Origin of the sequence: Streptomyces sulfonofaciens (assembly GCF_014656295.1) — a bacterium.
Taxonomy (GTDB): domain Bacteria; phylum Actinomycetota; class Actinomycetes; order Streptomycetales; family Streptomycetaceae; genus Streptomyces; species Streptomyces sulfonofaciens.
This window is the reverse complement of record NZ_BNCD01000001.1, coordinates 311256-337561: the sequence shown is the minus strand read 5'-3', so window position 1 is coordinate 337561 and position 26306 is coordinate 311256. Positions and strand designations below refer to the sequence as shown.

The 26306-nt window shown below is 72.7% G+C and carries 24 protein-coding genes; 13 read left to right on the top strand and 11 right to left on the bottom strand.

The window, feature by feature from the left end:
- From IE313_RS01315 to IE313_RS01305, 3 genes are all read right to left on the bottom strand, one after another.
- Positions 1-297: a type II toxin-antitoxin system VapB family antitoxin gene (locus tag IE313_RS01315; protein WP_003955420.1), complete on the bottom strand. Its 297-nt coding sequence runs from the start codon at positions 295-297 to the stop codon at positions 1-3.
- A gap of 505 nt (positions 298-802) precedes the next feature.
- The gene (locus IE313_RS01310; RefSeq protein WP_189928969.1) at positions 803-1369 is read right to left on the bottom strand and encodes an HhH-GPD-type base excision DNA repair protein; all 567 of its coding nucleotides are present in this window, start codon (positions 1367-1369) and stop codon (positions 803-805) included.
- A 187-nt stretch (positions 1370-1556) separates the two neighbouring features.
- Entirely contained in the window at positions 1557-2387 is an 831-nt protein-coding gene (locus tag IE313_RS01305; RefSeq protein WP_189928968.1) for a class I SAM-dependent methyltransferase, read from the bottom strand.
- 245 nt (positions 2388-2632) lie between these two features.
- On the opposite strand from IE313_RS01305, the gene IE313_RS01300 reads away from it, so the two are divergent.
- Both IE313_RS01300 and IE313_RS01295 read left to right on the top strand, forming a co-directional pair.
- Positions 2633-3328 (top strand): antibiotic biosynthesis monooxygenase, encoded by a 696-nt coding sequence (locus tag IE313_RS01300; RefSeq protein ID WP_189928967.1) that lies wholly within the window; start codon positions 2633-2635, stop codon positions 3326-3328.
- Positions 3329-3641: 313 nt separating this feature from the next.
- Complete coding sequence (locus IE313_RS01295) at positions 3642-4307, top strand: SDR family NAD(P)-dependent oxidoreductase (protein WP_189928966.1); 666 nt, start codon at positions 3642-3644, stop codon at positions 4305-4307.
- 607 nt (positions 4308-4914) lie between these two features.
- Here the strand turns inward: IE313_RS01295 and IE313_RS01290 are convergent.
- The 4 genes from IE313_RS01290 to IE313_RS01275 all read right to left on the bottom strand — a co-directional run bounded on the left by IE313_RS01290 (position 4915) and on the right by IE313_RS01275 (position 9100).
- Complete coding sequence (locus tag IE313_RS01290; protein ID WP_189928965.1) at positions 4915-5730, bottom strand: hypothetical protein; 816 nt, start codon at positions 5728-5730, stop codon at positions 4915-4917.
- A 343-nt stretch (positions 5731-6073) separates the two neighbouring features.
- Positions 6074-7261 carry a PQQ-dependent sugar dehydrogenase gene (locus IE313_RS01285; protein WP_189928964.1) on the bottom strand — a complete coding sequence of 396 codons (1188 nt, stop codon included), beginning with the start codon at positions 7259-7261 and terminating at the stop codon, positions 6074-6076.
- 259 nt (positions 7262-7520) lie between these two features.
- The gene (locus IE313_RS01280; RefSeq protein ID WP_189928963.1) at positions 7521-8732 is read right to left on the bottom strand and encodes an RNA polymerase sigma factor; all 1212 of its coding nucleotides are present in this window, start codon (positions 8730-8732) and stop codon (positions 7521-7523) included.
- A complete protein-coding gene (locus IE313_RS01275) occupies positions 8729-9100 on the bottom strand; it encodes a YciI family protein (protein WP_189928962.1) in 372 nt (123 codons plus the stop codon). The genes IE313_RS01280 and IE313_RS01275 overlap by 4 nt, the downstream gene beginning before the upstream one ends.
- Before the next feature lie 1713 nt (positions 9101-10813).
- Here IE313_RS01275 and IE313_RS01270 point away from each other — a divergent pair.
- Complete coding sequence (locus IE313_RS01270; protein WP_373316882.1) at positions 10814-11377, top strand: ferritin-like fold-containing protein; 564 nt, start codon at positions 10814-10816, stop codon at positions 11375-11377.
- A gap of 274 nt (positions 11378-11651) precedes the next feature.
- Here the strand turns inward: IE313_RS01270 and IE313_RS01265 are convergent, their stop codons facing one another.
- Entirely contained in the window at positions 11652-12065 is a 414-nt protein-coding gene (locus tag IE313_RS01265) for a PPOX class F420-dependent oxidoreductase (protein ID WP_189929268.1), read from the bottom strand.
- 185 nt (positions 12066-12250) lie between these two features.
- Positions 12251-12874 (bottom strand): TetR/AcrR family transcriptional regulator, encoded by a 624-nt coding sequence (locus tag IE313_RS01260; protein ID WP_189928961.1) that lies wholly within the window; start codon positions 12872-12874, stop codon positions 12251-12253.
- A gap of 216 nt (positions 12875-13090) precedes the next feature.
- Here IE313_RS01260 and IE313_RS01255 point away from each other — a divergent pair, with 216 nt between their 5' ends.
- The gene (locus tag IE313_RS01255; RefSeq protein ID WP_189928960.1) at positions 13091-13891 is read left to right on the top strand and encodes an SDR family NAD(P)-dependent oxidoreductase; all 801 of its coding nucleotides are present in this window, start codon (positions 13091-13093) and stop codon (positions 13889-13891) included.
- 119 nt (positions 13892-14010) lie between these two features.
- Here IE313_RS01255 and IE313_RS01250 read toward each other — a convergent pair whose 3' ends face one another.
- Together IE313_RS01250 and IE313_RS01245 are read right to left on the bottom strand one after the other, a co-directional pair.
- The gene (locus IE313_RS01250; protein WP_189928959.1) at positions 14011-15039 is read right to left on the bottom strand and encodes an LLM class flavin-dependent oxidoreductase; all 1029 of its coding nucleotides are present in this window, start codon (positions 15037-15039) and stop codon (positions 14011-14013) included.
- Between the two features lie 76 nt (positions 15040-15115).
- The gene (locus IE313_RS01245; RefSeq protein WP_189928958.1) at positions 15116-15445 is read right to left on the bottom strand and encodes a hypothetical protein; all 330 of its coding nucleotides are present in this window, start codon (positions 15443-15445) and stop codon (positions 15116-15118) included.
- 173 nt (positions 15446-15618) lie between these two features.
- On the opposite strand from IE313_RS01245, the gene IE313_RS01240 reads away from it, so the two are divergent.
- The 9 genes from IE313_RS01240 (at position 15619) to IE313_RS01200 (ending at position 25756) form a co-directional block, all read left to right on the top strand.
- Positions 15619-16152, top strand: a complete 534-nt coding sequence (locus IE313_RS01240) for an EF-hand domain-containing protein (RefSeq protein ID WP_189928957.1) — start codon at positions 15619-15621, stop codon at positions 16150-16152.
- 5 nt (positions 16153-16157) lie between these two features.
- Positions 16158-17054 carry a class I SAM-dependent methyltransferase gene (locus IE313_RS01235; RefSeq protein ID WP_229924276.1) on the top strand — a complete coding sequence of 299 codons (897 nt, stop codon included), beginning with the start codon at positions 16158-16160 and terminating at the stop codon, positions 17052-17054.
- A gap of 410 nt (positions 17055-17464) precedes the next feature.
- On the top strand, positions 17465-18055 hold the full coding sequence (locus IE313_RS01230) for a cyclase family protein (RefSeq protein ID WP_308439128.1): 591 nt from the start codon (positions 17465-17467) through the stop codon (positions 18053-18055).
- Between the two features lie 206 nt (positions 18056-18261).
- Positions 18262-18939, top strand: a complete 678-nt coding sequence (locus IE313_RS01225; RefSeq protein ID WP_308439121.1) for a DUF4232 domain-containing protein — start codon at positions 18262-18264, stop codon at positions 18937-18939.
- 403 nt (positions 18940-19342) lie between these two features.
- The gene (locus IE313_RS01220) at positions 19343-20563 is read left to right on the top strand and encodes a helix-turn-helix domain-containing protein (protein ID WP_308439120.1); all 1221 of its coding nucleotides are present in this window, start codon (positions 19343-19345) and stop codon (positions 20561-20563) included.
- A gap of 237 nt (positions 20564-20800) precedes the next feature.
- Entirely contained in the window at positions 20801-21613 is an 813-nt protein-coding gene (locus IE313_RS01215) for a toll/interleukin-1 receptor domain-containing protein (RefSeq protein ID WP_189928954.1), read from the top strand.
- Positions 21614-21654: 41 nt separating this feature from the next.
- The gene (locus IE313_RS01210) at positions 21655-23592 is read left to right on the top strand and encodes a hypothetical protein (protein WP_189928953.1); all 1938 of its coding nucleotides are present in this window, start codon (positions 21655-21657) and stop codon (positions 23590-23592) included.
- 20 nt (positions 23593-23612) lie between these two features.
- Positions 23613-24941 (top strand): hypothetical protein, encoded by a 1329-nt coding sequence (locus IE313_RS01205; protein ID WP_189928952.1) that lies wholly within the window; start codon positions 23613-23615, stop codon positions 24939-24941.
- 533 nt (positions 24942-25474) lie between these two features.
- Positions 25475-25756, top strand: coding sequence for a helix-turn-helix domain-containing protein (locus tag IE313_RS01200; RefSeq protein WP_189928951.1), 282 nt, complete (start codon positions 25475-25477; stop codon positions 25754-25756).
- Positions 25757-26306 lie beyond the last annotated feature (550 nt).

Here is a 26306-nt window from a genome sequence, read left to right as displayed (position 1 = left end):
TCAGCCGAGTTCGAGCACCCGGGCGTGCAGCACCTGGCGCTGCTGGAGGGCCGCGCGCACGGCGCGGTGCAGGCCGTCCTCCAGGTAGAGGTCGCCCTGCCACTTGACGACGTGGGCGAAGAGGTCGCCGTAGAACGTCGAGTCCTCGGCGAGCAGGGTCTCCAGGTCGAGCTGGCCCTTGGTCGTCACGAGCTGATCGAGGCGGACCGGGCGCGGCGCGACGTCCGCCCACTGCCGGGTGCTTTCCCGGCCGTGGTCGGGGTACGGCCGGCCGTTGCCGATGCGCTTGAAGATCACACGGAAAGCCTACCGGGCAACGCTCCGTGGGCGCAGCCGCGACGGTGGGAATCAAGCCCGCCCGTCGTCATCGGCGGTGCCCGGGCGCCCGTCTGCCGCGGCCCGCGCCGGGGAGGCGCCCGCGCGCGCCGGGGAGTCTCCCGCGCGCGCCCGGGAAGCTTCTGCCCGCGCCCGGGATGGTCCGGTACGCGCCCGGGATGGTCGGTCCGCGCTCGGGGTGGTCGGTCCGCGCTCGGGGTGGTCCCGTCCGCGACTGGGAGGGTCCGGTCCGCGTCCGGGAGGGTCCGGTCCGCGACTGGGAGGCTTCCGCCCGCGCCCGGGCCCCTGCTCGCGTCCGGGAGGCTTCCGCCCGTGTCCGGGGCCCTGCTCGCGTCCGGGGTTCGGCCGCGCCGGGACCGCTCCCGGGTGGGTGCTGCCCCCGCCGGGGTGGGCCGCGTGCGTCGCCGGGTGGGTCGGGGTGCGTCGGCGGGTGGGTCGGGGTGCGTCGCCGGGTGGGCCGGCGCGGCTACCGCCGCTTCAGTTCCCGCTTGTGCTCCCGCACCTTCGCCAGGGACTCCTCGCCGGTGATGTCGGCGGCGGAGCGGTACGCGCCCTCCTCGCCGTACGTGCCCGCCGCCTCGCGCCAGCCCTCCGGGCGGACGCCGAGCTGCTTGCCCAGCAGGGCCAGGAAGATCTGGGCCTTCTGCCGCCCGAAGCCCGGCAGGTCGACCAGCCGCCGCAGCACCTCGGCGCCGGTCTCCACCCCCTCCCAGACACCCTCGGCCCGGCCGTCGTACTGCTCGACCAGGTACCGGCAGAGCCGTTGGACGCGGTTGGCCATGGATCCCGGGTAGCGGTGCACGGCGGGCGGCGTCGCGAGCAGCGCGGCGAAGTCCTCGGGGTCGTGCGCGGCGATCGCGTGGGCGTCGAGGTCGTCGGCGCCCAGCCGCTGCGCGATGGTGTAGGGCCCCGTGAACGCCCATTCCATCGGCACCTGCTGGTCGAGCAGCATCCCGACCAGCGCGGCCAGCGGACTGCGGCTCAGCAGCGCGTCGGCCTCGGGCTGCTGGGCGAGGTGAAGGGTGACGTCCATGCCGTCGATGATCGCCGCCCGGTGGCCCCGGGGCCCGCGCGGCGCGGCGCTGCGCGTTCCGCCGTCCGGGTGCCGTAGCGCGCGTTCGCCCGTACGGGTGCGGTCCCCGGCGTCAGCCGGTGGCGGGACGGCGCACCGGCGTGGCCCGCACGGCGCCCGGGGAGCCGGCCGTCGGCGTGGACGCGCCTCAGGCGGCGGGCTTGCGGGCCTCGACGAGGTAGCGGGTGGAGTGCGCGACGAACGGGCCCTCGGCACGGATCAGCGCGTCCAGCTCCCGCAGCCGTGCGCGGTGTCGGTCGACGGTGAAGCCGGGCACCATCCAGATGACCTTGCGCAGGAAGTAGACCACCGCGCCGATGTCGAAGAACTCGATCCGCAGCCGCGCGGACCGCAGGTCGACGACGTCGAGCCCGGCGGCCGCCGCCGCACGGCGCGCGGTGTCCGGATGCCGGCCCCGCCGCTCCTCCTCGGTGCGCGGTCCCGTGAAGTACTCGACGAGCTCGAAGACGCTGGCGGGCCCGACCTGCTGGGAGAGGTAGGTGCCTCCGGGGCGCAGCACCCTGGCGATCTCCCGCCACCAGACGGTCACCGGGTGACGGCTGGTCACCAGGTCGAAGGCGCCGTCCGCGAAGGGCAGCGGCGGCTCGTCCGGGTCCGCGACGACCACCGCGCCGCGCGGGTGCAGCAGTGCGGTCGCCTTGGCGATGTTCGGCGGCCAGGACTCCGTCGCGGCCGTCAGCGGCGCGAGCCGCGGCACCCCGGCGAGCACCTCGCCGCCACCGGTCTGCACGTCCAGCGCGGCCGACGCCCCGGCCATCCGCTCCGCCATCAGCCGCTGGTAGCCCCACTCGGGCCGCTGCTCGGTCGCGCGGCCGTCCAGCCATGAGAAGTCCCAGCCGTCGACGGAAACGGCCTCGGCCTCGGCGACCAGCTCGTCGAAGGGGCGGGAGGCGGTGGGACGGGCGGCAGCGGGATGCGGGGCGGCGGGATGCGCGGTGGGGTCGGACGGATCCGTCATCCGGCGAGCGTGGCAGGGGCGGGGCACGGCGCACCACCGGTTTTCGGCCGGCGCGGGCTCGGCGGTGGGGGGCTCCGACGTTCGGGGGAGGCGGCCGGGCGGGTAGGCGGCCGGGTCGCGCCGGAGTCCGGGTCGCGCCGGAGTCCGGGCCGCCCGCCGGGCATCCGTGCCCGCCGCGCCGAGCAAACGCCCACCAGCGGGGTACGCACTGGAAGGGGGGCCGCGGGAGAGGAGTGGGAGCTGCGATGGAACACGGCCGGGGCGCGGTGCCCGACATGAGCCGTCCCGAGGCCGGGGTCACCCTGCTGAGCGAGTGGGTCGCGGTGGCGGGCCGGCAGCGCAGGGCGGCCGACGCGGTGGTCGGGAGCTGGGCGCTGGGGCGCTGGCCCGCGGGGCTGCTGTCGCGCTCCTGCCTGCTCGACGCCGACGGGCCCTGGGTGGCCCAGTTGTCGCAGTGGGCCGACGACGACGCGGCGCGTGCGTACACGGCCGTCTCGGAACCGCGACTGGCCCGCGGCGTCACCGAGGCGGTGCCGGGCACGGAGTGGACCGGTACGGTGCCGTACCTGCGCTGCCGCAGCAGGCAGTTCGGCCTGCGCCGCATCCCCGGCTGCATCGTGCTGGTCGGCCGGGAATTCGAGACGCCGGACACGGTGCGGGCCCGCCGGTGGGTCGACGCGATGTTCGCGCTGCCGGCCTCCGACCCGCCGCCCGGCCTGATCTCGACGCACTTCCACGTCAGTGTGGACGGCGCGCGGGTGCTCAACTACGTCGAGTGGACCTCGCACGACGAGCACCGTGCGGCCGCGTCGCAGGCACCGGACGCGGGGGCGGTCCACCCGTCCTTCCGCGAGATCGAGACCTGGCCCGGGCTGCGCCGTACGACGGTCCGCCGCTTCACCCCGCACCGGCACACCTCCGGCCCCTCCCGGCACGGATGACCCGGCTCCCGCGGCCAGGGCGCTCGTGGTTAGGGCGCCTGAGGCTTGGGCGCCCGCGGCCCGGGTGCGCTGCGCGGGTACTGCCTTCCCGGGTACTGCCTTCCCGGGCGCCGGCTTCCCGGGCGCCGGCTTCCCGGGCGCCGGCTTCCCGGGCTCCGGCTTCCCGGGCGCCGGCTTCCCGAGCGGGGCAGGGCCCTGCCTCCCCCAGGAGCTCGGGTGCGTCCTGAAAGACTGCGCGGACCGCAGGAGGGCGCGCGGCAAAGGTCGGCGCTCCCGGCGTGCACGGCGCCCGGACGTACCGAGGAGCAGAGTCATGACCACCATCGCCATCATCGGAGCGGGACGCGGCCTCGGTGCCGCCGTCGCCAGGCAGTTCGGCCTCCAGGGGTTCGACGTCGCGCTCGTCTCCCGCCACCAGGACCGTGCTGACGCCCTGGCCACCGGCCTCGCCGGCGACGGCGTGAGGGCCCGCGGCTTCGCCGCCGACGCCCGCGACCCGGACGCCCTCACGGCGGCCCTGGAGGCCGCCGCCGAGACGCTGGGCCCGATCGAGGTCATGCAGTACAGCCCGCTGCCGCACAAGGACTTCATGCGGCCGGTGCTGGAGACCACCCCCGCCGACCTGGTGGGCCCGCTCGAGTTCTCCGTCTACGGGCCGGTGGCGGCCGTGCACCAGGTGCTGCCGGGGATGCGCAGGCTCGGCCGCGGCACCCTGCTCTTCGTCAACGGCGGCACCGCCGTACGTCCGAGGCCGCACCTCGCGGGCACCTCGATCGCCTTCGCCGGCGAGAGCGCCTTCGCCCAGATGCTGCACGAGGAGCTGGCGGGTGAGGGCATCCACGTCGCCCAGCTCGTGATCCCCGGTGCGATCACCGCGGGCCACCCGAAGAAGGACCCGGCCGTGCTGGCGCAGACCCTGTGGAACCTGCACGAGGAGCGGCGGGGCTTCCGGCACTTCGCGGAGGAACTCGAAGCCTGACCGTGGCGCCCGCGCCCGCCTGTCCTGACCGTGGCGCCCGCGCCCGCCTGCGCTCCCGTCCCGCCCGCCTGCGCTCCCGTCCCGCCCGCGCAGAGCTGGCCCGCGCCCGCGCAGACCTGGGTCGGGCCCGCGCCCCGAGCCGAGTCGCGCCGCCCGCGCGTCGACCGATACGGCATCCGCGAGGAAAAACGACTGCTGATGCCGCCTTTGCCGGCGCAGTATGGAATACACCTGGCTTTTGAGGCTCCCTGGTTTCGGTCCGGACATCTCGCCGTTTCCGGTCCGCGGTCCGCGGTCCGAGTCCGCGGTGGGCCGGGTTGTCGAACAATTCCCACGCGGTGCGGGGAGGGAGTGAGTTCCGCGGTGGCGGCCCGGGCAGGGACGTTCTCCGCGATATCGCCCACGGGAAAGGCGCACAGCGCTCGCCGACCGCGGCCCGGTTCCAGGTGGGCGCGAGTGCTCGGCTCCGGGTGGGCGCGAGTGCTCGGCGGCCGGTCGTCGGGCCGGCGGATCCCGGGTGCGCCAGTGGGCCGTCGCGCGATCCAGGGGCCCGCACGGGGACGGGACCGTTCGCGGCGGGCTCGTCGCGACCGCCAGGCGAAAGCTTTCAGTGCGGGGAGTGCGGGGAGTGCGGGGAGTACGAGGGGAACGTGGTGGTGGGGCTGAAGAAGGCGGCATAGGCACCCTCGTGGTGGCGGCGGTGGCGGCCGGAGCGGCGGCGGTGGTCCGCTGGCGGCGCGCTCGGGTGGTCGGACCTGGCGTGGTCGGATCTGGTGTGGTCGGGCGACGGGCCGGGCGGCACGGTGGGCGAGAGCAGACCGTCATCGGCGAGCACCTGCACCCGCAGCAGCAGGGTCCGTACGTCCAGGCCGAGTTCGGTGGCCACGGTCTGGAGGTCGAGTCCGGACTTCCAGCTCCACAGCAGCACCGAATCCATGCTCGACGACCAGATGACCGCAGGCTCCGGCTCGGGCCCCTGGCCGGTGGTACTGGTGGTGGGGGCGTGCGGGGCGCTGTGCGGGGTGCCGTACGCCCCGGCGGGGAGCGGGGCCGCGGGCTGCTCCTCGCGCGGGTGCGGAACGTGGGCGTCCGGACGGGGCGGCGCTGCGGCGTCGGGCGCGGGGGGTTCGCGCTGCTGGGGTTGCTGGGGTCGCCGGCCGAGGGTCAGCAGGTCCTGTGCGACGGTCCGTGCGTCGCCGCGGCCCACGGTGCGGCGGGCCATCCGCACCTCGCGCTCGTTCAGGCCCATGAGGGCCGCGATGGTGACGTCGCTGCCGACGGTCACGGCGAACGCGGCCAGCGTTCTGGAACGTTCCGCCTGGGCCTCGTCCAGCAGGGACCGGGCCTGCCGCACGCGTTCGTCGCTGGCGCAGAAAGCCTCGGCCAGGATGGTGTTCCGATCCCAGAATTCACGTGGTTTCATGCCCTGTGACAACGCCGGTACGGCCGTTTGGGACAGATATCTCGGCGAAATACACCTGGATGGCGGAAAGAGGTAGTCAACGCACCAGGCGATGAAATGGTTTGCGGCTCATGGGGTCTTCGTCTTTCCCGGTCCCGTCTTCCCGGGTCTTCGTCTTCCTCGGACTTCTCCGCGTCAGCGGAAGGTCCGCCCTCCGGGAACGCACGCCGAGGTGCGATGGCGGACCACGGGCAGCCGCAGTCGGGGCCGTGCGGCGCAGCCACCGGGGGCGGTCCGCTGCGGCCGCCGGCCCGCGGCCGGGGCCGTGCGGCGCCCCGCGCCGGCGGGGCGCCGGTTGCCGTGGTCAGCGGCTTGCCGAAACCTGTTCGAAGGTGACCTTGTGGAGTTGGCCGGGCAGGTCGTTGACCAGGTAGAGCTCCCCGTCGGCGCCCTGGCCGAAGGCGGTCACCTGGGTGGGGAGGGTACCGAGGGTGCCGGTGGTGTAGGTGCCGTCGGCGTTCTGGCGGATCGCCCAGGCCGTGGAGGAGCAGTAGTCGCTGGCCAGGTAGGTGCCCTCGGCGAGGTCGCCGAACTCCTCGCCGTGGTAGACGTAGCCGCCGATGACCGAGCAGCCCTGCGTCGAGGTCCGGTACGTGAAGACGGGCTCGGTGAACTCGGTGCCGTCCGCGCACCGGCCGGGCAGGTGCGCCTCGCTGCCCTCGCGGCAGGACCAGCCGAGGTTGGCGCCGCCCTGGTCGGGCGTCAGGTGGTCGACCTCCTCCTGCGACCCCTGGCCCACGTCGCCGATCCACAGCGACCCGTCGGCCTCGTCGAAGGAGAACCGCCAGGGGTTGCGCACCCCGTAGACCCAGATCTCCGGGCGGGCGTTCGCGACGCCGACGAACGGATTGTCCTCGGGCACGCAGTACGGCAGGTCGCCGCAGGTCCTGCTGACGTCGATGCGCAGGATCTTGCCGAGCAGGGTGTTCAGGTTCTGGGCGTTGTTCGGCGCGTCGTCGGCGCCGCCGCCGTCGCCGATGCTCCAGTACAGGTCGCCGTCGGAACCGAACGCGAGCTGGCCGGCGTTGTGGTTGGAGTTCTCGCTGTGGTCCTGGGAGAGCAGCACCTCCAGTGAGTCGTCGGCGAGGGAGTAGCGGGCCAGGGTGTCGGCACCGTCCGGCAGGGCCGTGTAGGCCAGGTAGAGCACCTGGCTCCGCGCGAAGTCCGGTGCGGGGGCGATGCCCAGCAGACCGCGCTCGTTGCCGGAGGTGTCGACCTTGTCCCTGATGTCGAGCAGCGGGTCGGGCGCGAGGCCGCCGTCCGGGTCGTAGACCCGTACGTCTCCGGCCTTCTCCAGGATGAACAGCCGGTCCGTGCCGTCGTCCGGCGCGGTGATCCCGACGGGGCGCTGGAGGCCCTGCGCCAGTTGGGTGGTGGTTGCGGTCAGCTCGTCCAGCGGCACGGACGCGCCGGCCTGGCCGGCCGTCAACGGCGTGAAGAGTGCCGCGGAGAGGGCGAGGACGAGCAGCTTGGTCCATCGGCGTTGCGTCATGGCGGCTCCAGAGGTGTGTGGGGGTTCCTCATGGCGATGCGCAGTGAAACGCAGGAGAGTCGAGAAGAATCTCAGGCCGAGCGGAACGAACGTACTCGCCCGCCGGTTCGGGCACCAGCATGTTCTTGGGCAACCCTTGGGGTGTTCTTGGGCAAGTGCCGGGTGCCCCCGGGGAGTCGCGGACCGGTCGGCGGGCGAGCCGGTGCCCCGGCAGGCAGGGTCCCCGTGGCGGGGCGGACGTTGCCCGCCGGGACAGCCCTTAAGGACGCACCCGGCGGGCCCGGGACTCCAGGTGGCGGCGCTCGGCGATGCTCGCGGTGGACCTCGCGGCGCGCCGGTAGTGCTCGTACGCCCCGGCCGTGTCGCCGGTCTTCTCCAGCAGGTGCGCGCGTACGGACAGCAACCGGTGGTGCCCGGCCATCCGCTCGTCACCGTCCAGCGCGGACAGCAGGGCCAGCCCGGCCGCCGGGCCCTCGGTCTCGGCGAGCGCGATCGCCCGGTTGAGGGTGACCATCGGGTTGGGCGCGATCCGTTCCAGGATCAGGTAGAGGGCGTGCACCTGCCGCCAGTTCGTCTCCTCGGCCCTGGCCGCGCCGGCGTGCGTGGCCGCGATCGCGGCCTGCAACCGGTAGGGCCCCAGTGCCGGGCCGGCCAGCGACGCCTTGACCAGCTCGACGCCCTCGTCGATCATGGCGCGGTCCCACTTCGTACGGTCCTGCTCGTCCAGCGGCACCAGGTCGCCGGACGCCGTCGTCCGTGCCCGGCGGCGGGCGTGGGTGAGCAGCATCAGCGCGAGCAGCCCGGTCACCTCGCCGTCCTCGGGGAGCTGGGCGTGCACCGTTCTCGTCAGCCGGATCGCCTCGTGCGCGAGGTCGGCACGGTGCAGCTCGCGGCCCGAGGATGCGGTGTAGCCCTCGTTGAAGATCAGGTAGAGCACGTGCAGGACGACCCGCAGCCGTTCCTCGCGCTCCGCGCCCCGTGGGAGGCTGAACGAGCTGCCGGCGGCCCTGATGCGCTGCTTGGCCCGGCTGATCCTGGCCGCCATCGTGGCCTGCGGCACCAGGAAGGCGCTGGCGATCTCGGCCGTGGTCAGACCGCCGACCGCCCGCAGTGTCAGGGCGGTCTGGGAGGCCGCGGTCAGCGTCGGATGGCAGCACAGGAACAGCAGGACGAGGGTGTCGTCGGTGTCCGGTACGTCCTCGGGCACCACCTCGGCGGCCGTCCGGGACTCCCGCTCGCGGCGCGCGTGGTCACTGCGCACCTGGTCGATGAGGCGCCGGGAGGCGACCGTCACCAGCCAGCCGCGCGGATTGTCCGGGACCCCCTCGGCCGGCCACTGCACGGCGGCGGCGAGCACGGCCTCCTGCACGGCGTCCTCACACCCCTCGAACCGGCCGTGCCTGCGTACGAGCGCGCCGAGGACCTGCGGCGTGAGCTCCCGCAGCAGGTCCTCGATGGCTCGTGCCGTCATGCCTCCAATTGTCCGTCGGCGAACATCACCTGCCGCACCTCGACCCCCAGACCCTCGATCGCGGTGTCCGGGATCCGCAGCGCCAGCTCGATCGCCCGCTCCTTGTTCTCGCAGTCGAGCAGGTAGAAGCCGCCCAGGTACTCCTTGGACTCCAGGAAGGGACCGTCGGTCACCACCGGCTGGCCGTTGCGCACGGACACCACGGCGGCCTGTGACGGGTCGACCAGCGCCTGCGTGGTGATCAGCTCGCCGGACTCCTTCAGCGCCGCGATGAACGCGGCGTGGCCGTCGCCGATCGCCGCCTTCTCCTCGTCGGTCAGCGCGTCCAGCACGGCCGGGTTGATGTGCAGGCTGATCAGGAACTGCATCGCGTACTCCTCGTTGTGCGCGAGCCCCGGCGGGGCCCTTCGACCCGTTGGTCGGAGCCGCCGCGGTCGCCTTGACATCCCCGCCCGCACATTGGCCTGGACCCTCTCCGGCTTCCCACCGCCGCCCTCCCGGGGCCGCCGGGCCGCCGTTTCCCATGCGGGCCCACCGCGGCGCAGGCCGGGAACGCCCGTCCCTTCCGATGGTCCCACCGCTCCGCGGGGCAGGGCGCTACGCGCGGGTCGCCTCGCGGTCGGGGCGCGCGGCCGGGCCGACGGGTCGCCGGGCGCACGGCAGGGACCAGTACGGCGAGCCCCTGCGCAGTGGGCCGCGGCGACGCCCCCGGTGACGTGCAGGGGCGCGGCGACACCCCCGGTGACGTGCAGGGCCGCTGCGAACGCCTCCCGCGCGGTGTGCGCCGTTCCTTGACATCCGGCGCGCCGCGCTGGTCGGCGCTTGCACGCAGCCTGGTACCGGTGCCTCGCGGTTGGTGTGCCTCGTGGTCGGTGTGCCTCGCGGTTGGTGTGCCTCGTGGTCGGTGGGGTGGGCTCGGTGGCGCCGCGTGCGGCTTCGCGTGCGGCGGTTCTGCGGACGGCTTCCCGTGCGGTGGCTCCGTGGTCGGTTTCCTGCGGCGGCTCCGGTGGTCGTCCCGCTGTCCGGGCCCACGCCGGCGGTGGCCGGGTGGCACGCCCGCGCTCCGGGCACACGCGCGTGCTCCGGGGCTTACGCGCGTGCTCCGGGCGCACCGGTGGTCCGGGCCCATGCCCGCGGTCCGCCGGACAGGCCGTGGTCTCGCCGGAGGCGCCCGCGGTCCCGCCCGACAGGCCCGCAGTCCTGCTGGACGCGTGCGCCGGGGCGCGGAGCACCCCGGTCCGGGGGCGGGGCAGGCGCCCGGTCGGCAACCGGTCGGGTGCCGGTCGGCTCTGGGTGGGAGGCCGCGGGACCGGCTCGCCGTGCGCCCCGGCAGCCCGATGATGGACGGGCACCGCGCGGGTGAAGCGGTCCTGGCCGTCCGGGTACCAGCGGATCTGCTCGGGGGACGTCGACCTGTCGAGCTCCACGGCGTAGGTGTGGTAACCGCTCTGGCACCCCCACAGGGCCGTTCGCCGCTGCGGACACCGGAGGACTCGTTGCAGGAGCCGCCGGGTGCGACACCGCGGTGCAGGGTGCCGAAGAGCGAGCTGCGGCCGTTGACGTCCTCCGGGATGTCGCGAAGGGAGCAGCCCGGGCGCGTCTGCCCGGGAGGCGGGAACCGCCGACTTACGATTTCCGGGGCCGAGCGCACGGGGCGCACCCGTCCGGAACGGTCCTCCTCCGCCGCCCTGCCCCGCCCCACCCCACCTTCCGGGCCCCCGGCCCCGGGCCCCGGACGCGGCCCCGGGACCCGAACCTCGGACGCGGGCCCCGGCCCCGGACCAGCACGCCGCACGGGACGTGTTCGCGGACCGCCCCGCAGCGCACCGGACACCGCACCCGCACCGCACATCGCACCCACACAGCACCCGACACCGCCCCCGCACCGGACACCGCCCCCGCACCCGCACCGGACACCGCACCCGCACCGGACACCGCCCCCGCACCGGACACCGCCCCCGCACCGCACACCGCCCCCGCACCGCACACCGCACCGAACGCATCGCCCGACGCGACGCAGGACCGATCGAGCAAGGCTGACCGGAGAGCCGGTGCGCTCCGCCGTCGGCCGAGGAGACGCCATGAAGACACCCGTGCAGAACCAGTTCGCCATCGACGTCAGCCGGATCCGCGAAGAGGCCAGGAAGCACATCACCCGGGGCCCCGTCACCCCGGCGAACACCTCCGACCTGGACCGTCTGATCGATGTGCTCAACCAGGTCGTCGCCACCGAGATGGTCTGCTACCTGCGCTACACCCAGAACGCGATCGTGGCCCAGGGGATCGACCGCGAGCAGGTGGCCGCCATGTTCAGGGAGCACGCGGACGAGGAACTCGACCACTTCCGGCGGGTCTCGGACCGCATCAACCAGTTGGGCGGCAGTCCCGACATGGACCCCGGCTCCCTGGTGGCCCGCTCGCACACCGAATACGCGGCACCGGCCGACACGGACCTCCAGGGCATGATCCGCGAGAACTTCGTCGCGGAGCGCATCGTCATCGAGACCTATACGGAGATCGTCCGCTGGATCGGGGAGAGCGATCCGACCAGCCGGCGGCTCATCGAGGACGTCCTCGCGGAGGAGGAGGAACACGCGGACGAACTCAACGACCTCTACCAGCCGACAGCGGCGGACGAGGCGTAGGACCGCCGCGAACGGACGCCGGCCGGCGGTCGGTCCGAGGCCGGCGGGTGGGCCCGCGGTCGGTCCGAGGGGCGGTCCGCAGTCCGTCCGATGTCTGCCCGAGGGCCGGTCCGCGGCCCCATCCGTCCTGGCCCGAGCGCGCGCCGGCGGGCAGCGGCCACCGTAGCGGGAGCCACGGCGGGAGTCGGCGGGATCACGGGTGCCGCTCGGCGGAAGGCTGGGAGAGCTGGGAGGGCTCGGCGAGCTCGGCGGTGGGCTCGGCGGAGGGCCCCCGTCAGGCGATGGCCGCGTCGGCGCTGACGCGGTCGACGTGCATTCGCACGAGCAGCATGCCGGGGACGCTGTTGCGTGCGCCGAACTCGGGGGCACGCTCCTCACCCATGTAGCGCGCGACGATGCGGGTCGCCCAGTCGAGCAGCTCCCGGGGGTCCTCGGAGATCCCGGTGTGCCCCCACAGGACGGCGTGGGAGCAGGGCGGCACCCCGTCGTCGACGCACATCGCGGCCCGTCGGTCGCGGAGCATGTCATGGGCCTTCACGGTGACGTTCTCCGTGGTGAAGACGAGATCGTCGCCGTCCGGGAGGAACCACACGGGAGCGATGTGCGGCGCGCCGTCCGCCCGTACGGTGGCCAACTTGCCCGTGCGGGTGCCCTCGGCGATGAAGGACTTCCACTCGTCCTCGTCCATCCTGACGATGGTGACCAGCAGCGATCCGTGCTTCTCCGGCCGCAACACGAGGAACGGGAAGGGGGCGGCCACCGCGACGACGACTCGCGGTACCGGGCCGTCCCACCGGGGTGCCGCACCGGGACGGGCGCGAACGGCAGGCGACGCGAAGCCGGCCACCGCCGGGGGGCCGGGGGCGCGGCCCCTCAGTCCTGCGTCGAAGCCGCCTCCGGCGGACTGACGAGAGGCTCGAACAGCGCCTCGATCCGGCCGGCCAGTTCCGCCGGATCCGCTCCGGCGAGAGCCTGCGTCCCCAGCACCTTCCGCATCAGCCAGACCCCGGCGAGGACGGAGAGCAGCAGCTCGGCCCGCTCGTCGGCGCCCGGCCCGGGCAGCCGGGCCGCCAGGTCGCGTCCGACATGGCGCTCGACCCCGGTCCGGACGATCTCCGCGGCGCGCGGGCTGCCCGCGGACCGCAGCATGAGCAGGAACGGGTCGAGCCGGTCCGCCCCGGACGCGGTGCGCGCCACCAGCGTCAGGGCGGTGTCGCGGCCCAGCGTTCCGGCCTCGCCGCTCACCACCGTCCGCGGTGCGAAGGCGGTGTCCACCGCTTCGGCGAACAACTGCTCCTTGGAGCCGAAGTAGCGGTTGATCAGCATGGCGGTCACCCCGGCGTCCCGGGCGATCTCGCGGACCCCCACGCCGTCGTATCCGTGCCGGGTGAAGGCGGCGACGGCGGATCGAAGGATCGCCTCGCGGGTGGCGCCGGCGTCACGGCGGCGCTTGGCCGGGGGCTCGGGCGCGTCCGTGCCGGATTCTCCAGACTTCATGTCTACCAGTGTAGACATTCCTGTGGGGGCATGTATACAGTCGTAGACATAGCGTCCGCGTAACGTCCGGTCCCCTCGTTGGTGCAGTCGAGAACGGCCGGAGAATGCCGGAAAAGACCAGAAGTGACCGGAACTGACCTAGAACTGCCTGGAACGGCCTGGAACGGCCTGAAGCAATCGGAGACGGTCGAGAAGGGGAAGGAGGCTGAGGACCTCATGGACACCCAGTTGACGGGCAAGCGGGCCCTGGTGACCGGATCGAGCTCAGGGCTGGGCGAGGCCATCGCCTCGATGCTCGCGGCGGAGGGCGCCGAGGTCGTGGTGCACGGCCGCGACGCGGACCGCACGAAGGCGGTGGCGACCGCCATCCGGGCCGCGGGCGGCCGGGCCGCCGTCGCCCTGGGCGACCTCGCGACCGACGCGGGTGCCGACGCGGTCGCCGCCGCGGCGCTGGCCGGCGGACCGGTCGACATCCTGGTCAACAACGCGGGCGGCTACGGCCACCTGTCCTGGGCCGAGGCCACGCCGGAGATCTGGGCCCGCACCTACGAGGTGAACGTGGTCTCCGGGGTGCGGATGATCCAGCGGCTGGTCCCCGCCATGCGGGAGCGCGGCTGGGGCCGGGTGATCCAGATCGGCGGCGGTCTCGCCGTGCAGCCCACGCAGGCCCAGCCGCACTACACCGCGTCCCTGGCCGCCCGGCACAACCTCGCCGTCTCGCTGGCGCGCGAGCTGGAGGGCTCGGGCGTGACGTCGAACGTGGTGGCGCCGGGCGCGATCCTGGTGGACTCCGTCCGGCGGCTACTCACCGACATCGCACCGGCCCACGGCTGGGGCGAGGACTGGGAGGGCATCGAGCGCGCCGCCGCCGGGGAACTGGTCCCGAACGACACCGGCCGGCTGGGCCGGCCCGAGGAGGTCGCGGCTGCCGTGGTCTACCTCGCGGGACCGCCGGCCGACTACGTGAGCGGGGCCACGCTCCGGGTGGACGGCGGAACCGTCCGCTCGGTGCAGTAGTGCTCACGCGGGCCTGCGCCGCCCCGGCGCGCCCGCCGGCCGCGCCGACCTGAGCCCGGTGTCGCGCCCGGCCCGATTCCTGTGCCGTGCCTGGCCCGATTCCTGTGCCGTGCCCGGCCTCAGTCCTGTGCCGTGCCCGGCCGCCAGCCCAGGGCGGGACCGAGGCGGGTGGCCATGTCGGTGAGGATCTGGACGTAGTCCTCGTGCTCGAAGGTGAAGGGCAGCGCGAAGGCGACCTCGTCGACCTCGCGGAAGGCGGCGTGGGCGTACAACTGCTCGGCGATCCGGTCGGAGGTGCCGACGAGGTCGGGCGCGAACAGCATGCGGGCCGGACCCTGCGGAGCGGCGGTGCGCGGGGTCCGTTGGGCAACGAACGCCTCGTACTTCGCACGCTGCTCGGCCGATGCGCTGTCCGTCGGGATGACGACGAGGCCCTGGGAGACCCGGGCGCGCTCGCCGTCCGGGTGGTGGGCGCGGAAGGCGCGGATGTGCGCGAGCTGGATCTCGGCGAACTCCTCGGACTCCTCCGCCTTGACGACACTGCTGGTCAGGAAGTTCATGCCCTGCTCGCCGGCCCACCGCGCGGACCGCAGGCTCGCCCCGCCGTACCACATCCGGCTGCCCAGGCCGGGCGAGTGCGGCTGGACGCGGTCGGAGAACACCTCGAAGCCCTCCGTGCCGCTGAAGTCGGTGGCCGCCTCCCCGCGGACGAGGCCGAGCAGCCGCCGCACGCGCTCGTAGCTGAAGTCCTCGGCGCCCGCCGTGTCGGGATACAGCGCCTGCCCGACCCGGTCGAAGTGCCGCGGCGGCCCGACGCTGACGCCGGGATTGAGCCGTCCCCCGGAGAGCACGTCGACGGTCGCCAGGTCCTCGGCGAGCCGGAGCGGGTTCTCCCAGCCCACCGGGATGACCGCGGTGCCCAGGTGGATCCTGCGGGTGCGCTGCGAGGCGGCGGCCAGCACGGCGACGGGTGAGGAGATGCCGTACTGGAGGTGGCGGTGGCGCACCCAGGCGCTGTCGAAGCCCAGCCGTTCGCCCAGTTCGATGATCTCCAGCGTCGTCTCGTGGCCGGGACGGGGGTCGTCCCCGTCGAACAGCCCGATGGTCAGAAAGCCCATCCTCCGCAACGGCTCCGAACTCGACGGCACGGGAGTCCTCCCTCGTCCGCGGCGCGACCGGTCCGGTGGCCGTACGCCTGTGCTGGTCCGATTCTGACAGGGGGGCTCAGCCCGCCGTCAGCGGGTGGATCGCCGGCGCGGCCCCGTCGAACAGCGCGGCGAGCGGCTCGGCACCCTCCCGTGCGCGTCCGCTCGGTGGCCGCGACGTCCGGGCAGGACAGCGCAGGAGACCTGGACGCGCGCGAGGAGTACCTGGTACCGAGCCGTCGGCCGCGCCTCCTGGTACCGAGCCGTTCGGCGTGCCGCGGACGGCGACGTGCGGGCGTGCCGCGGACGGCGCGGGGTCGGCGTGCCGCGGACGGCGCGGCAGGTCGGGGCCCCGGCGGCGCGGGGCACCGGAGCCGCCCACGGCCGAGGCGTCCACGACGTCTCTCATCCTTTCAAGTGAAAAGCACCGGTCTTCTCCTCTGGAGCGCGGCTGCCGACCGGATAGTGAGGACGTCGCCGGACAGCGCCCTCTCCGCCCGTGCGGGAGGGCACCGCCCCACCGCTCCCGCACCATGTCCGCGCCGGCCACCAGGTGATGACCGTGAGAAAGGTGAACGGCCCATGCGCACAGAGGCGATCAGCCGCGTCCAACTCGTCTTCTCCCTCTTCGACGCCAACGGCAACGGGTACATCGAGGCCGAGGACCTCGCGCTCATGGCGAGCCGTGTCGTCGAGGCCGCGCGCGACTCCGACGACACGGCGAAGAACGCGATGCTGGCCGCCTTCCAGCGGTACTGGACGACCCTGGCCGCCGAGTTGGACACCGACCAGGACGGCCGGATCAGCTTCGACGAGTACGTCGCCTGCGTGCTGGCACCCGAGCGTTTCGACGGGACCATCGCCGAGTTCGCCGAATCACTCGGCGCACTCGGCGACCCGGACGCCGACGGGCTCGTCGAACGCCCGCTCTTCGCGGCCCTGATGACGGCGATCGGCTTCGAGCGCCCCAACATCGACGCGCTCTTCGACGCCTTCGGCCCCTCGGACGGCGACCGCATCGCGGTGACGACCTGGGTCGAGGGCATCAAGGACTACTACGCCCCCGACAAGGCCGGCATCCCCGGCGACCGGCTGGTCGGGCAGCCGGCGGCCTGAGCCCGGTGCGTGACACGGAGAGCCGGTACGCCGGCGTCGAAGCCGGCGTCGGCCTGACCGCCCTGCTGGTCGCCGCGGCCCGGGCCATCGAGACCCACCGCGCCGACTCCCTGGCGCAGGACGCCTACGCGGAACACTTCGTCCGCGCCGCGCGGGCGACCGCGAACTGGCCGCTGCGCCCGCACGAAGTCCCCGACGGCGAAGCGAACCCGCTCTGGGGCCGGCTGGCGCGGTACTTCGGTCTGCGCACCAGGGTCCTCGACGACTTCCTCCTCCGCTCGGTACGGGAGGGCGTCCGCCAGGCGGTCATCCTCGGCGCCGGTCTCGACTCGCGGGCGTTCCGCCTGGACTGGCCCCCCGGCTGCGCCCTCTTCGAGATCGACAGGGCGGAGGTCCTCGCGTTCAAGGACAACGTGCTCCGCGACCTGAACGCCACCCCCGGCCCGGCGCGCACCCCGGTCGCCGCGGACCTGCGCACCGACTGGGCAGGGGCCCTGGCCGACGCGGGCCACGACCCGGCCGCCCCGACCGCCTGGCTCGCCGAAGGGCTCCTGCTCTACCTCCCGGGCGCCGCGGAGCGGCACCTCATCGCCACCGTCGACCGTCTGAGCCCCCGGGGCAGCACACTGGCCTACGAGGCCAAGGTCGGCACCGAGTCGCGGGAGGTCCGGGAGAGCCCGATCTACACCGCGACGAAGGACCAGACGGGCGTGGACCTCCTCCACCTGTTCGACTCCGAGCCACGCCCCGACTCCGCAGGCACCCTGACGGCCAGGGGCTGGTCCACGTCGACCCGCACCCCCTTCGACTTCACACACCAATACGGCCGCGGCCCGCTGCCCGAAGCCCACGACGCCCTGTCGAGCAACCGATGGGTCTTCGCCACCAGAACGACACGGTGACCACGCGGGACCGAGTACTCGACGTGAGCCCCGACGGGTCCCGGTTCGCGGAGCGTCCCGCCGCGCCGCGACGGGAACACCACGGGGGCCCCGGGCGCGATGCGCCCGGGGCCCCCGTGGTGTTCCCGTGGTGTTCCCGTGCCGCCACTCCCCGCCGTCGCCGCCGGACACGACACCGTCCCGCCGCCTGACGGCACATCACTCCCGTCTCCCGCTACCCACGCGCAGCACCCGCCGCTCGCCCCGGCACGGACGGGAACGGATGCGAGAGGGAGGGAAGGAACGGGAAGGATCGGGAAGGAGAAGACGGACACGCACGACGACACGGCCCCCGGCCGGGGCGACTGACGACCCGACCGCGGGAACTGACAAGCCCGACCGAGGGGAACTGACAAGCCAGGCCGGGGGAACTGACGAACCCGGCCGGGGGAACCGACGAACCCGGCCGGGGGGACACGAACCCGACTGCGGGGACCGGCGAGCCAGACCGCGGGGACCGGCGAACCCGGCCGACCAGACAGCGCGCTCGATACCGACCAGACAGCCTGACCCGGCCGGCCAGACAGTGCACTCGATACCGACCAGACAGCCTGACCCGGTCGGCCAGACAGCGCGCTCGTGACCGCTGCTTCGTCGCGCTGCGCACCGGTTGGGGCCGCGGCTGGCCGGACCCCGTCGCGATGGCCGACCGGGACGGCGACGGCACCGCCCACACACCCGGCTGGTCGGCCGAGGTCCTGCGCTACCTGTGCGAGGAGGCGGGGGTCACCGCCGTCGGCCACGAGCAGACCGACACCGATCCCGGACGCGCGACCACCGTCGGGGACTTCAGCCTGGAACGGTACGTGCTGGAGCGCGACCGGTGGCAGATCGAGATGCCGGCGAACCTGCACGACGTTCCGGAGGCCGGTGCCCTGATCGTCGCCACCTGGCCCAAGCCCCTCGGCGGCTCGGGCTTCCCGGCCCGGGTGTTCGCCCTGCACGAGCAGACCCCCGTGTGACCCGGTGTGCGCGACCCTGCCCCCGTGCGACCCGGTACGCGAGGCCCCCGCCCGCTCCCGGTTTGTTGCGGCCCGTCCACTCCCGTGTCACAGGCGTGTCCTGGTGCCTGCGGTGTGCCAACTGAGGAGGCGCCACCGGCATCAAGGAAGGCAGAACGACTTGCTCGGCAGGGGCGGGCGTCAGAACCTACGGAGAAGCAATGCGCATGCGGAAGATCTCGGTCCTCACCCTCGTCGCCGTGGCCGCCGGTCTCTCGCTCACCGCCTGCAGCAGTGACGCCGACGCCAACGGAGGCTCGGCGCCCGCGAGTTCCGCCGCCGCGGACAGCCAGGGCGGCTCGTCGGCCGGATCGGCCGCCGGATCCGCCGAAGCGGCCGGCAACGCCTCCGACTCTGCTTCGTCCTCCGGTTCCAGGTCCGGTTCCGGTGCCGGTGCCGCCTCCGGCTCTGCTGCGTCCTCCCGTTCCGGTTCCTCGCACTCCGGCACCGCCGGCAACGCCTGCCGCACCGCCAACCTCTCCTTCACCACCTCGGGCGGCATGGCGGAGGGAGAACTCATCGTCAACCTCAAGAACACCGGCTCCGGCCCCTGCACCATGCACGGCTTCCCGAGCGTGGACCTCAAGGGCCGGGACGGCACCGTCAGCGCCGACCGCAGCAAGCTCGCCGCCCCCGACGTCCACCTGGCGCCCGGGCAGGAGACCCGCTTCACCCTGCACTACCCGCCGAACCACACCGGCGGCTCCGGCGTGACGTTCACCAGCCTCATCGTCACGCCGCCCAACGAGACCCACTCCCACACCCTCCCCCAGAGCATCAACCTCCCCGCCGACGACAACTCCGGCCCCGGCATCACCGTCGACCCGATCGGCACGGGCAAGTAGCCGCCACGGCCCGGCGCTGAGGGAGCCAGTCAGGAGCACCTCCGCGTTGAGCGGTGCGAACGGACCCCGGCCGGGGTGATGGCCGGGGTCCGTCGGTGCGTGCGGGCTCGGCTCGTCGGTCGGAGGGAACGCGGTGGTCCCGTCGTCGCCGGGGTCGCCCAGCACACGTCACCTCGGCTGGGTACCGGTCGCACAACCGACCTCTGCTCCGCGAGGCTGCAATGCGGCACGCGAAGTGGCGGCTGGCCCGTACATGCTTGCGGACGGAAAGAAGAGGAAACAGGAAACTCTCTCGCAACGGGGCGACAGCCGTGGACCGCGTGTCAGACTCATTCGCGAAGGCGGAAAGCGCGCCAACTGGGGCTGGCGCAGAAGACCTTGGTGGATCGAGAGGGGTATAGGTGTGCGATTAGCGTTCGGTGCGGAGCTGCGTCGGCTGCGCCAGGAGGCCGGCATGACGTTGCAGGATCTCGCCTATGCTGTTCACTACAGCAAAGGTTATCTCTGTAAGATCGAACGGGGCGACAAACGTCCACCGACCGCCCTGGCGCGGCGGTGCGACGCCCTCTTCGTCGCAGAGGGCACTTTGCGACGTCTTGCGGAAGCCGAGAGGAAGGACGACGAGACTGTCGGCGACGAGCCGACCATGGCGCGTCGTGATGTGATCGCCACCGGTGTCGGTTCGCTGGTCGGCATCGGGATGATCGGCGGAGGGAACCACGGCGACGGTGCAGCACTGCCTGCCTTGGCCGTCTTCCGGGACCAACTGCAACAGATGCGGCTCCTGGGCCAGAGCACCGACCCCGCCATGCTGTTGCCCGTCCTGTCCGCGCAGACCTCCACGGTGATGAACTGCGCAACCAGGGCCGCCGGCTCCACCCGGGACGGTCTACTGACCCTCGCGGCGCGGTTCGCCGAGTACACGGGCTGGATGGCCCAGGAGGCCGGCGACGACGCCGAGGCCCTGCGGTGGACGGCCGATGCCGTCGGACTGGCCCAGGCCGGCGGTGATGAACACCTGGCGGGTTACGCGTTGGTCCGCCGGGCACTCGTCGCCTTCTACGGCGGAGCGGCCACAGAGACGATCAGCCTTGCCCAACAGGCCCAGAGCGGCGCCCTACCGCCCCGGATCCGGGGGTTGGCGGCGCAACGAGAGGCACAGGGGCACGCCCTCGCCGGCCAGGAAAAGGCCTGTCTGCACGGACTGGACCGCGCACGTGAACTCCTGCGGCGTGCCCAGGAGACGGCGGCCGACGCTCCCGTACTGGGCACCACGCACCTGGCCGACCCGGCGTCCATGGTGACCGGCTGGTGCCTCTACGACCTGGGACGTCCTCGGGAAGCCGCGGAGATCCTGGACCAGGAATGCCGGCGTATCACCCCGCACGCCTTGCGCACCCGTGCCCGCTACGGCTTCCGCAGTGCCCTGGCGCACGCTTCCGCAGGCGAGATCGAACGCTCCTGTGAGCTGGCTCGGGAACTGCTCCCGTGCGCGGACCTCGTTCCCTCCGCCACCGTACGTGCGGACGTACGCCGGCTCGAGCGGGAACTGTCCCGCTTCCGCACCCATCGCACAGTGCGCGATCTCCAACCAGCCCTGTTGCGCACGTTGGGAAGCAGCTGACTCAGCCGACAACGGCTCCTGCGGGACGGCAGGAGCCGTTCTTCGACCAGCCCGAAAGTCCCGAGCGCCCGAAAGCCCGCCGGTGTCCAGGGCCGGACGGGCTCTCTTGCCGCGCGCCGCCGCGTGCGCGCCGACCTGTTCCACGCGTCAGGCCCCGTGCGCGAACCCGCGGTGCCCTGCGAGCCAAGGCGCCCACCGCCGCTCCGAGACACCCATCGACACTCAGGAGGAACCACCATGCCGCTGATCTTCGTGAACTACCGGACCGGCGATGAGGAATCCACGGCAACGCTCGTCGAACGCGAGCTGTCCCGGAGGTTCGGTGACACGAACGTCTTCCGTGCCAGCAAGTCGATCGGCCCTGGACGGCGCTATCCGCAGGAGCTGATCACGGCGGTGCGCCGCAGCAGCGTTCTGCTCGCCGTGATCGGGCCCCGGTGGCTGCAGGCGCGATCCGCCGACGGCCACACTGCACTGGAAGCTCCCGACGACTGGACCCGACGGGAGATTCTGGAAGCGTTCGAGTCAGGTGCGATGGTCATCCCGCTTCTGGTCGGCCGGACGGAACCGCTGCGGCAGGAAGTGCTTCCACCTGTCCTCGGTGAGCTCGCGGACTGCCAGTATCGGAGGTTCGACCACCGCAATGCCGAGGCCGACCTGGACCGACTGGCCATCGACCTTGCCTTACTGGTACCCGAGCTGGCAGATGCCGCACGGGGCCGGGGGCGGGGAGCTCCAGTGGAGTCGGACGGAGACGGGCCCTCGTCCGTAGGACAGGCCGACCAGGCCCGCCTTCCGGCACAGGTGGTCAAACACCGCCAGCGTGGCGGCATCGGCAACCTCAACGGCGCCTTCTCCGGGACGTTCGTCAGCGAGTCCCAGGGACCGGTCCACACCGGAAGCGGGCACCTCTACCACTCGCGCGAGCAGTACTGGGGAGCCCCTTTCCCCGATGACGGGGCGCGCACCGACCGCGCCGAGGGCGGCTCCGGCACCGAGGACCGGCGCAGGCAACGCCAGGATGAGCGTCCCGTGGACGGAGAGCGGTGACCGGACCGGGCCACACATGTGTCAACGATCCGCAAGGGGCCGTGCACAGTGGCAGCGGGAACCAGTTCGTCGTCACGAACTGGCTGATAGGCGCGAACGAACGCCTGGTGAGGGCTGGTGCCACCCGCTTGCGGGTCGTGCAGGAGTACAGACGCCGACTGGCCCAGTGCTTTGTGCCTCCGCGTCACTACGGCAAGGCTGCAGAACGGCTGAACAACCCTGGTGCGGTCGTCCTGCTGAACGGTCCCTCCGGGAGTGGGCGGCGAGCGGCCGCGACCATGCTGTTGGAGGGTGCGGCGGCGCCCGGAAGTCGGATCGAGGAACTGCCGCTGCGGTGGGAGGAGGACTCACTCGACGCGTCGGTCGGTGACTGCTACCTCCTGGACCTGTCGGGTGTGTCCGACTCGGAGTATCCCGAGGCACAGCGTTCGCTCATGCACTACGGGGCGATCACGGAGCAGAGCGGTGCCCGGCTGGTCGCAGTGCTTCCGGCCGGCCAGGAGTGGATGCTCGACCGCGCACTCTCACCACTGGTGGTACAGCTGGAACGGCCCCGTGGCCGTGCCGTCTTCGCCAGGTGCCTGCGCGTCAACCGTGTCCCCTTCGAGCCGGAGCAGCTCGATACCGAGGTCCTGGCGCGCATGTTCTCCACCTCGCCGATGCGTGAGCTGGCGCGGCTGGCGGACCTGGTCGTGCGGGCACGGGACAGTCACCAGTACGGCAACGGCTTCGAGGCGTGGTGCGTGGGGGCAGTGGCCGCCGTCACCGATGCCTCCGACGCGGTGGTCCGGCAACTTCGCGACCATCGCGGGGGGCTTGACCGCGCCCTGCTCCTCACTGCCGCGATGACCAGTGGCGCGGCGGCGGAGGCGGTGCTGAGCGGCGCCCTTCGCCTGCTGGAGGTACTGCGCCACGAGCGGGACGACACCCCGCGGCTCGCCCAGACCGGCCTGGGCGAGCAACTGCGGGCACTCGCCATCTCCAGAGACGGTGACGGATGGGTCAGTTTCGCCCAACTCGACTACGACAGCGCCGTGCGACGGCACTTCTGGCAGAACTTTCCCGATCTGCGGCCGGCCTTCCGAGACTGGGTGGGACGGTGCATGGAGCTGTCCGAACTCCGGGGCGAGGATCGGATGCGCCTGGTCGCCCGGTTCGCCGAGCAGGCCCTGGCCACCGGTCGCCCCGACGACCTGTGCGTGCTCGCCCGGCGATGGACACATCCGGACGCGGGAGGGAAGCTGCGCCCCGAGGCTGCGGCGGTACTGGAACTGGGCCTCAGCCACGACCAGTACGGCTCGCACCTTCGATCCCGTGTGTACGGCTGGGTCACCGCAGGACCGTTGCCCGAGGACCTCGCGCGCGTGCTGACGGACGTCTGCCAGCAGGTGATGGCGGCGACCCACCCCGAGCAGGCGGTGGTCAGACTCCGGCATCTCGCCGTGCGTCAGGCCGGCGCGGAGGCCGCAGCCGCACGGGCCGCCGTGCTGACACTGGCGCGCGGAAACCGGTTCCTGTTCCGGCGGCTCGCGATGCGGCTCGTCAATGCCGGCCTGTCCAGTCCCCGCAATGCGGACATCCTCCTCGACCTCCTCGATCCGACCGATCTGCGGATCCAGCCGCCGTGGCGGGAGTTCACGCTCGGTTGGCGGGTGGTCATGAACGCGATGGCGGCGGAGGTCTGGACGCCAGTGGTACAGCGCTGGCTCTCGGCCCTGGAGCAGCGTCGCGGGGGCAACAGGGTTCTGCATGCCCTCCTCCTCGCGGCTGCAGGCGACGACCTCCTGCTGAACCGCCTCTACGTGGCCACCCGTGCCTGGGCGGGCCAATCTCCCCCTGGCCCACCGCAGGTGTCCCCGACGCGGTGCCGTTTCCGCGAAGAGATCGCCGAGCGGTTCTGCCGAGAGATCGACCTGGTGCAGGGCGTCGATGAAGCGGGCCCCGGCCCTGATCCTCAATGCACAACGGAGAGCATATGAATCCCCGCCGTGTTCCGCGTATGAGCCTCGTCGGACTGGTCATCGGAGCAACCCTGGTGCTGGGCACCGTCTGCGGATGGCCCGTCTGGCTGTGGATCCTCCTACCGACCCTGTTGGCGGGGGTGCTCCTGCTGACCGTACTGTGGTCGGGCACCGGTGCGCCGGCCGTCTTCGCACAGGACGGGTTCGAAGCCGAATTCGTGGCCCCCGAGCCGCCGCCCGAGCCTCCGTACTTCGCCTACCCGGTGAGCGGTGTTCCCCTCCCGAGTGCGATGGCGGACTACCCGTTCCTGTTCTCCGCCACTGTGCACTGGCGGCATGTCACAGGGTTGACCACCGTCTCGCACGGTAATCCGGCGAGCGTGGCCGTGGCATCCGTTCTGCACCGGGTGCAGAGCACCGCTGCGGCAGAGTCCCCCAGCCGCTGCGGATTCCTCCAACATTGGTTGGAGAGCACTCTCGGCGCCCCCGTGACCGATGCATCCGCTCTGGTGACCGCCTATGCCACCAACGTACGCCTGACCCTCCGGCCCGCGGACCAGCAGCGTCTGGACGAACTCGACGCGCTGCGCAAGTCCGTGGGGGCGTGGGAGGGGCACCGGCAGCACGAGCGCAATCGTCGTGGCTACCTAGGCGAGGACGTCTTACGCACACCGGGCAGCGCTGTGGTGTGGTGGCTGTCCCGCCACGAGGACGAGATCGAGCGCGCGGTGGAGATGATCGGCCCGCTCACCTGTCTGTCGGCTGCTGCCAACGACCAGGAAGTGCCGGAGACCTTCCGCCACCTGTGCGCACCGCCGGGAGCACCGGCAGAGAGGGAGCCGACGGGCGGCTTCGGCCATCCGGAACCGGAGGAGCAAGCCGCGGATCCGCGGGAACCGCAGGAGCACGTGCGGGGGAGACGGGCATCGGAGCCCAGCGAGCACGTCTCGGCCTTGCTCGACGAGATGGGCTTCGCGCCGGGCTCGGACGAGCGGGCGGTCTTCGTCGACCGCCTCGCCCGGATGTCGGAGAAGGTCGGCCGCCCCGACGTGGCGGAGAACATGCGCCGGAACCTCAACAGCGAACCGGTGCCGGCAAGGCCGCACACCGCGGATCCGGCCGCACCCGCCCGCGAGACGATGGCCGGCCAGACGCACTCCCCGTCCCCCTTCGACCTCCCGGACCCGGACCTGGAACCGGAACCGCACACCACGGACCACCTCGGCGGCACCGTCGAAGGGACGCCCAATCATCGCTCGGAGACGTCGCCGACCCACCAGGATCCTGCCTTGGAGGCGCCTGGCCAACCTGGCCAGAACCGGACGGACGGGTCCCAGCCGCCAGACCTGACCTGGGGTGGAGAGTGACCATGCAGCCACCGGAAGACGTCTTCGCCCGCATCGCTCGCTGGGTGGAAAGTCGATGCGCCGACACCTCCTTGTGTCTGCGACCAGGGCAGTGCCGCACACCACGGCCTCAAGGCCGTGCGGTGCATGAGTACGCGGTCCATGGGCAGCCGGCATTCGACCACATGACGCTGCGCGAACTGAACACCTTGGTGAGCGACACAGCCCCCGACAACCCGGAGCGCGCGGTCGTGTGGCAGCGCCTTCTACGGCGCCTGCGCGACGAGATGGAGGGCGGCTGCGAACAACCAGGACGGGGCTCGGAACGCACGATTCGGACCGCTCCCACGCTGTGCGGGTCGAATGGCTTTCTCCCGCCCTCGCCCAGCAGGCCCAAGGCGAGCGGTTGGGGTCCTTGGCCCACCGCCTGGGGTCATGCCGCACGTCCGTCAGGTCAGGCGCGATCGGCGCGGGGCGAATGCGTGCGACGAGGCGTGAGGCGCACGGCACGGCGACCGGGCAGCAGCGCCTGTTCGACATGAGGAGGGCGCCCGATGGCCCGCTGCCGTGATGAGTCCGTACCGTTCTCCGAGGTCTTCGGACTGCCCGCACTGGTCAACATGCGGACCGCGGCCAAGGCGCTGGACTTGGGTCTCTCCACGGCCTACCGGCGAGCCAGACGGGGTGACTTCCCGTGCCACCTCCACAAGAAGGGATGCATCTACGTCGTCCGTCTCCGGGACCTCATGCGCGGGCTCGGCATCCAGGACGTACGAGTGCACTACGACGACATGGAAGCCGGCGCCCGCTTCGCCGGCGGCGAAGAAGAGTACTGACCGTGATATCCCCGGCGGGCTGCCTACTTCCTGGCGACGATGGCTGACCCACAGGAGCGGCAGCCGGCTGGCAACCCTCGCCGGGGCAGCCGTCGACAGGCCGTCTGGCGACCAACTGGCGTGGACGCAGCCGACTCCTGAGATGAGCCCGCACCGTTCACATCGCACGTTGTCACAGGCGTGCCGTCCCTTCTTCTGCCCGACCGGACTCCGCTCCGGCTATACAAGTCGCATCTGTTTCGCAGGCTCCGGATTCTCTTGGCCCGGCGGTGAGACACGCGTTTCCCATCCGGCGGCGGCCCTGTGAGCCGTCGCCGGACGGGTGCGTTCAGACGAGCCGACTGAAGTGGTGCCGATGGGTCCGCCCGCGCCGGCCGCCCTCCCCGTCGGCCCGTCCCCACGGCAACGGCGCCTCACCGCACTCCCCGGTCAGGCCCCCGGCGGGACGGTGCCCTTACGGACCCCGGGCCGCGCGGGCGACGAGCCTGATCCCACCATGCCCCGCGACCGGGAAGTTACCGACACACCTCGGGCAAGCCCACACCGTCGG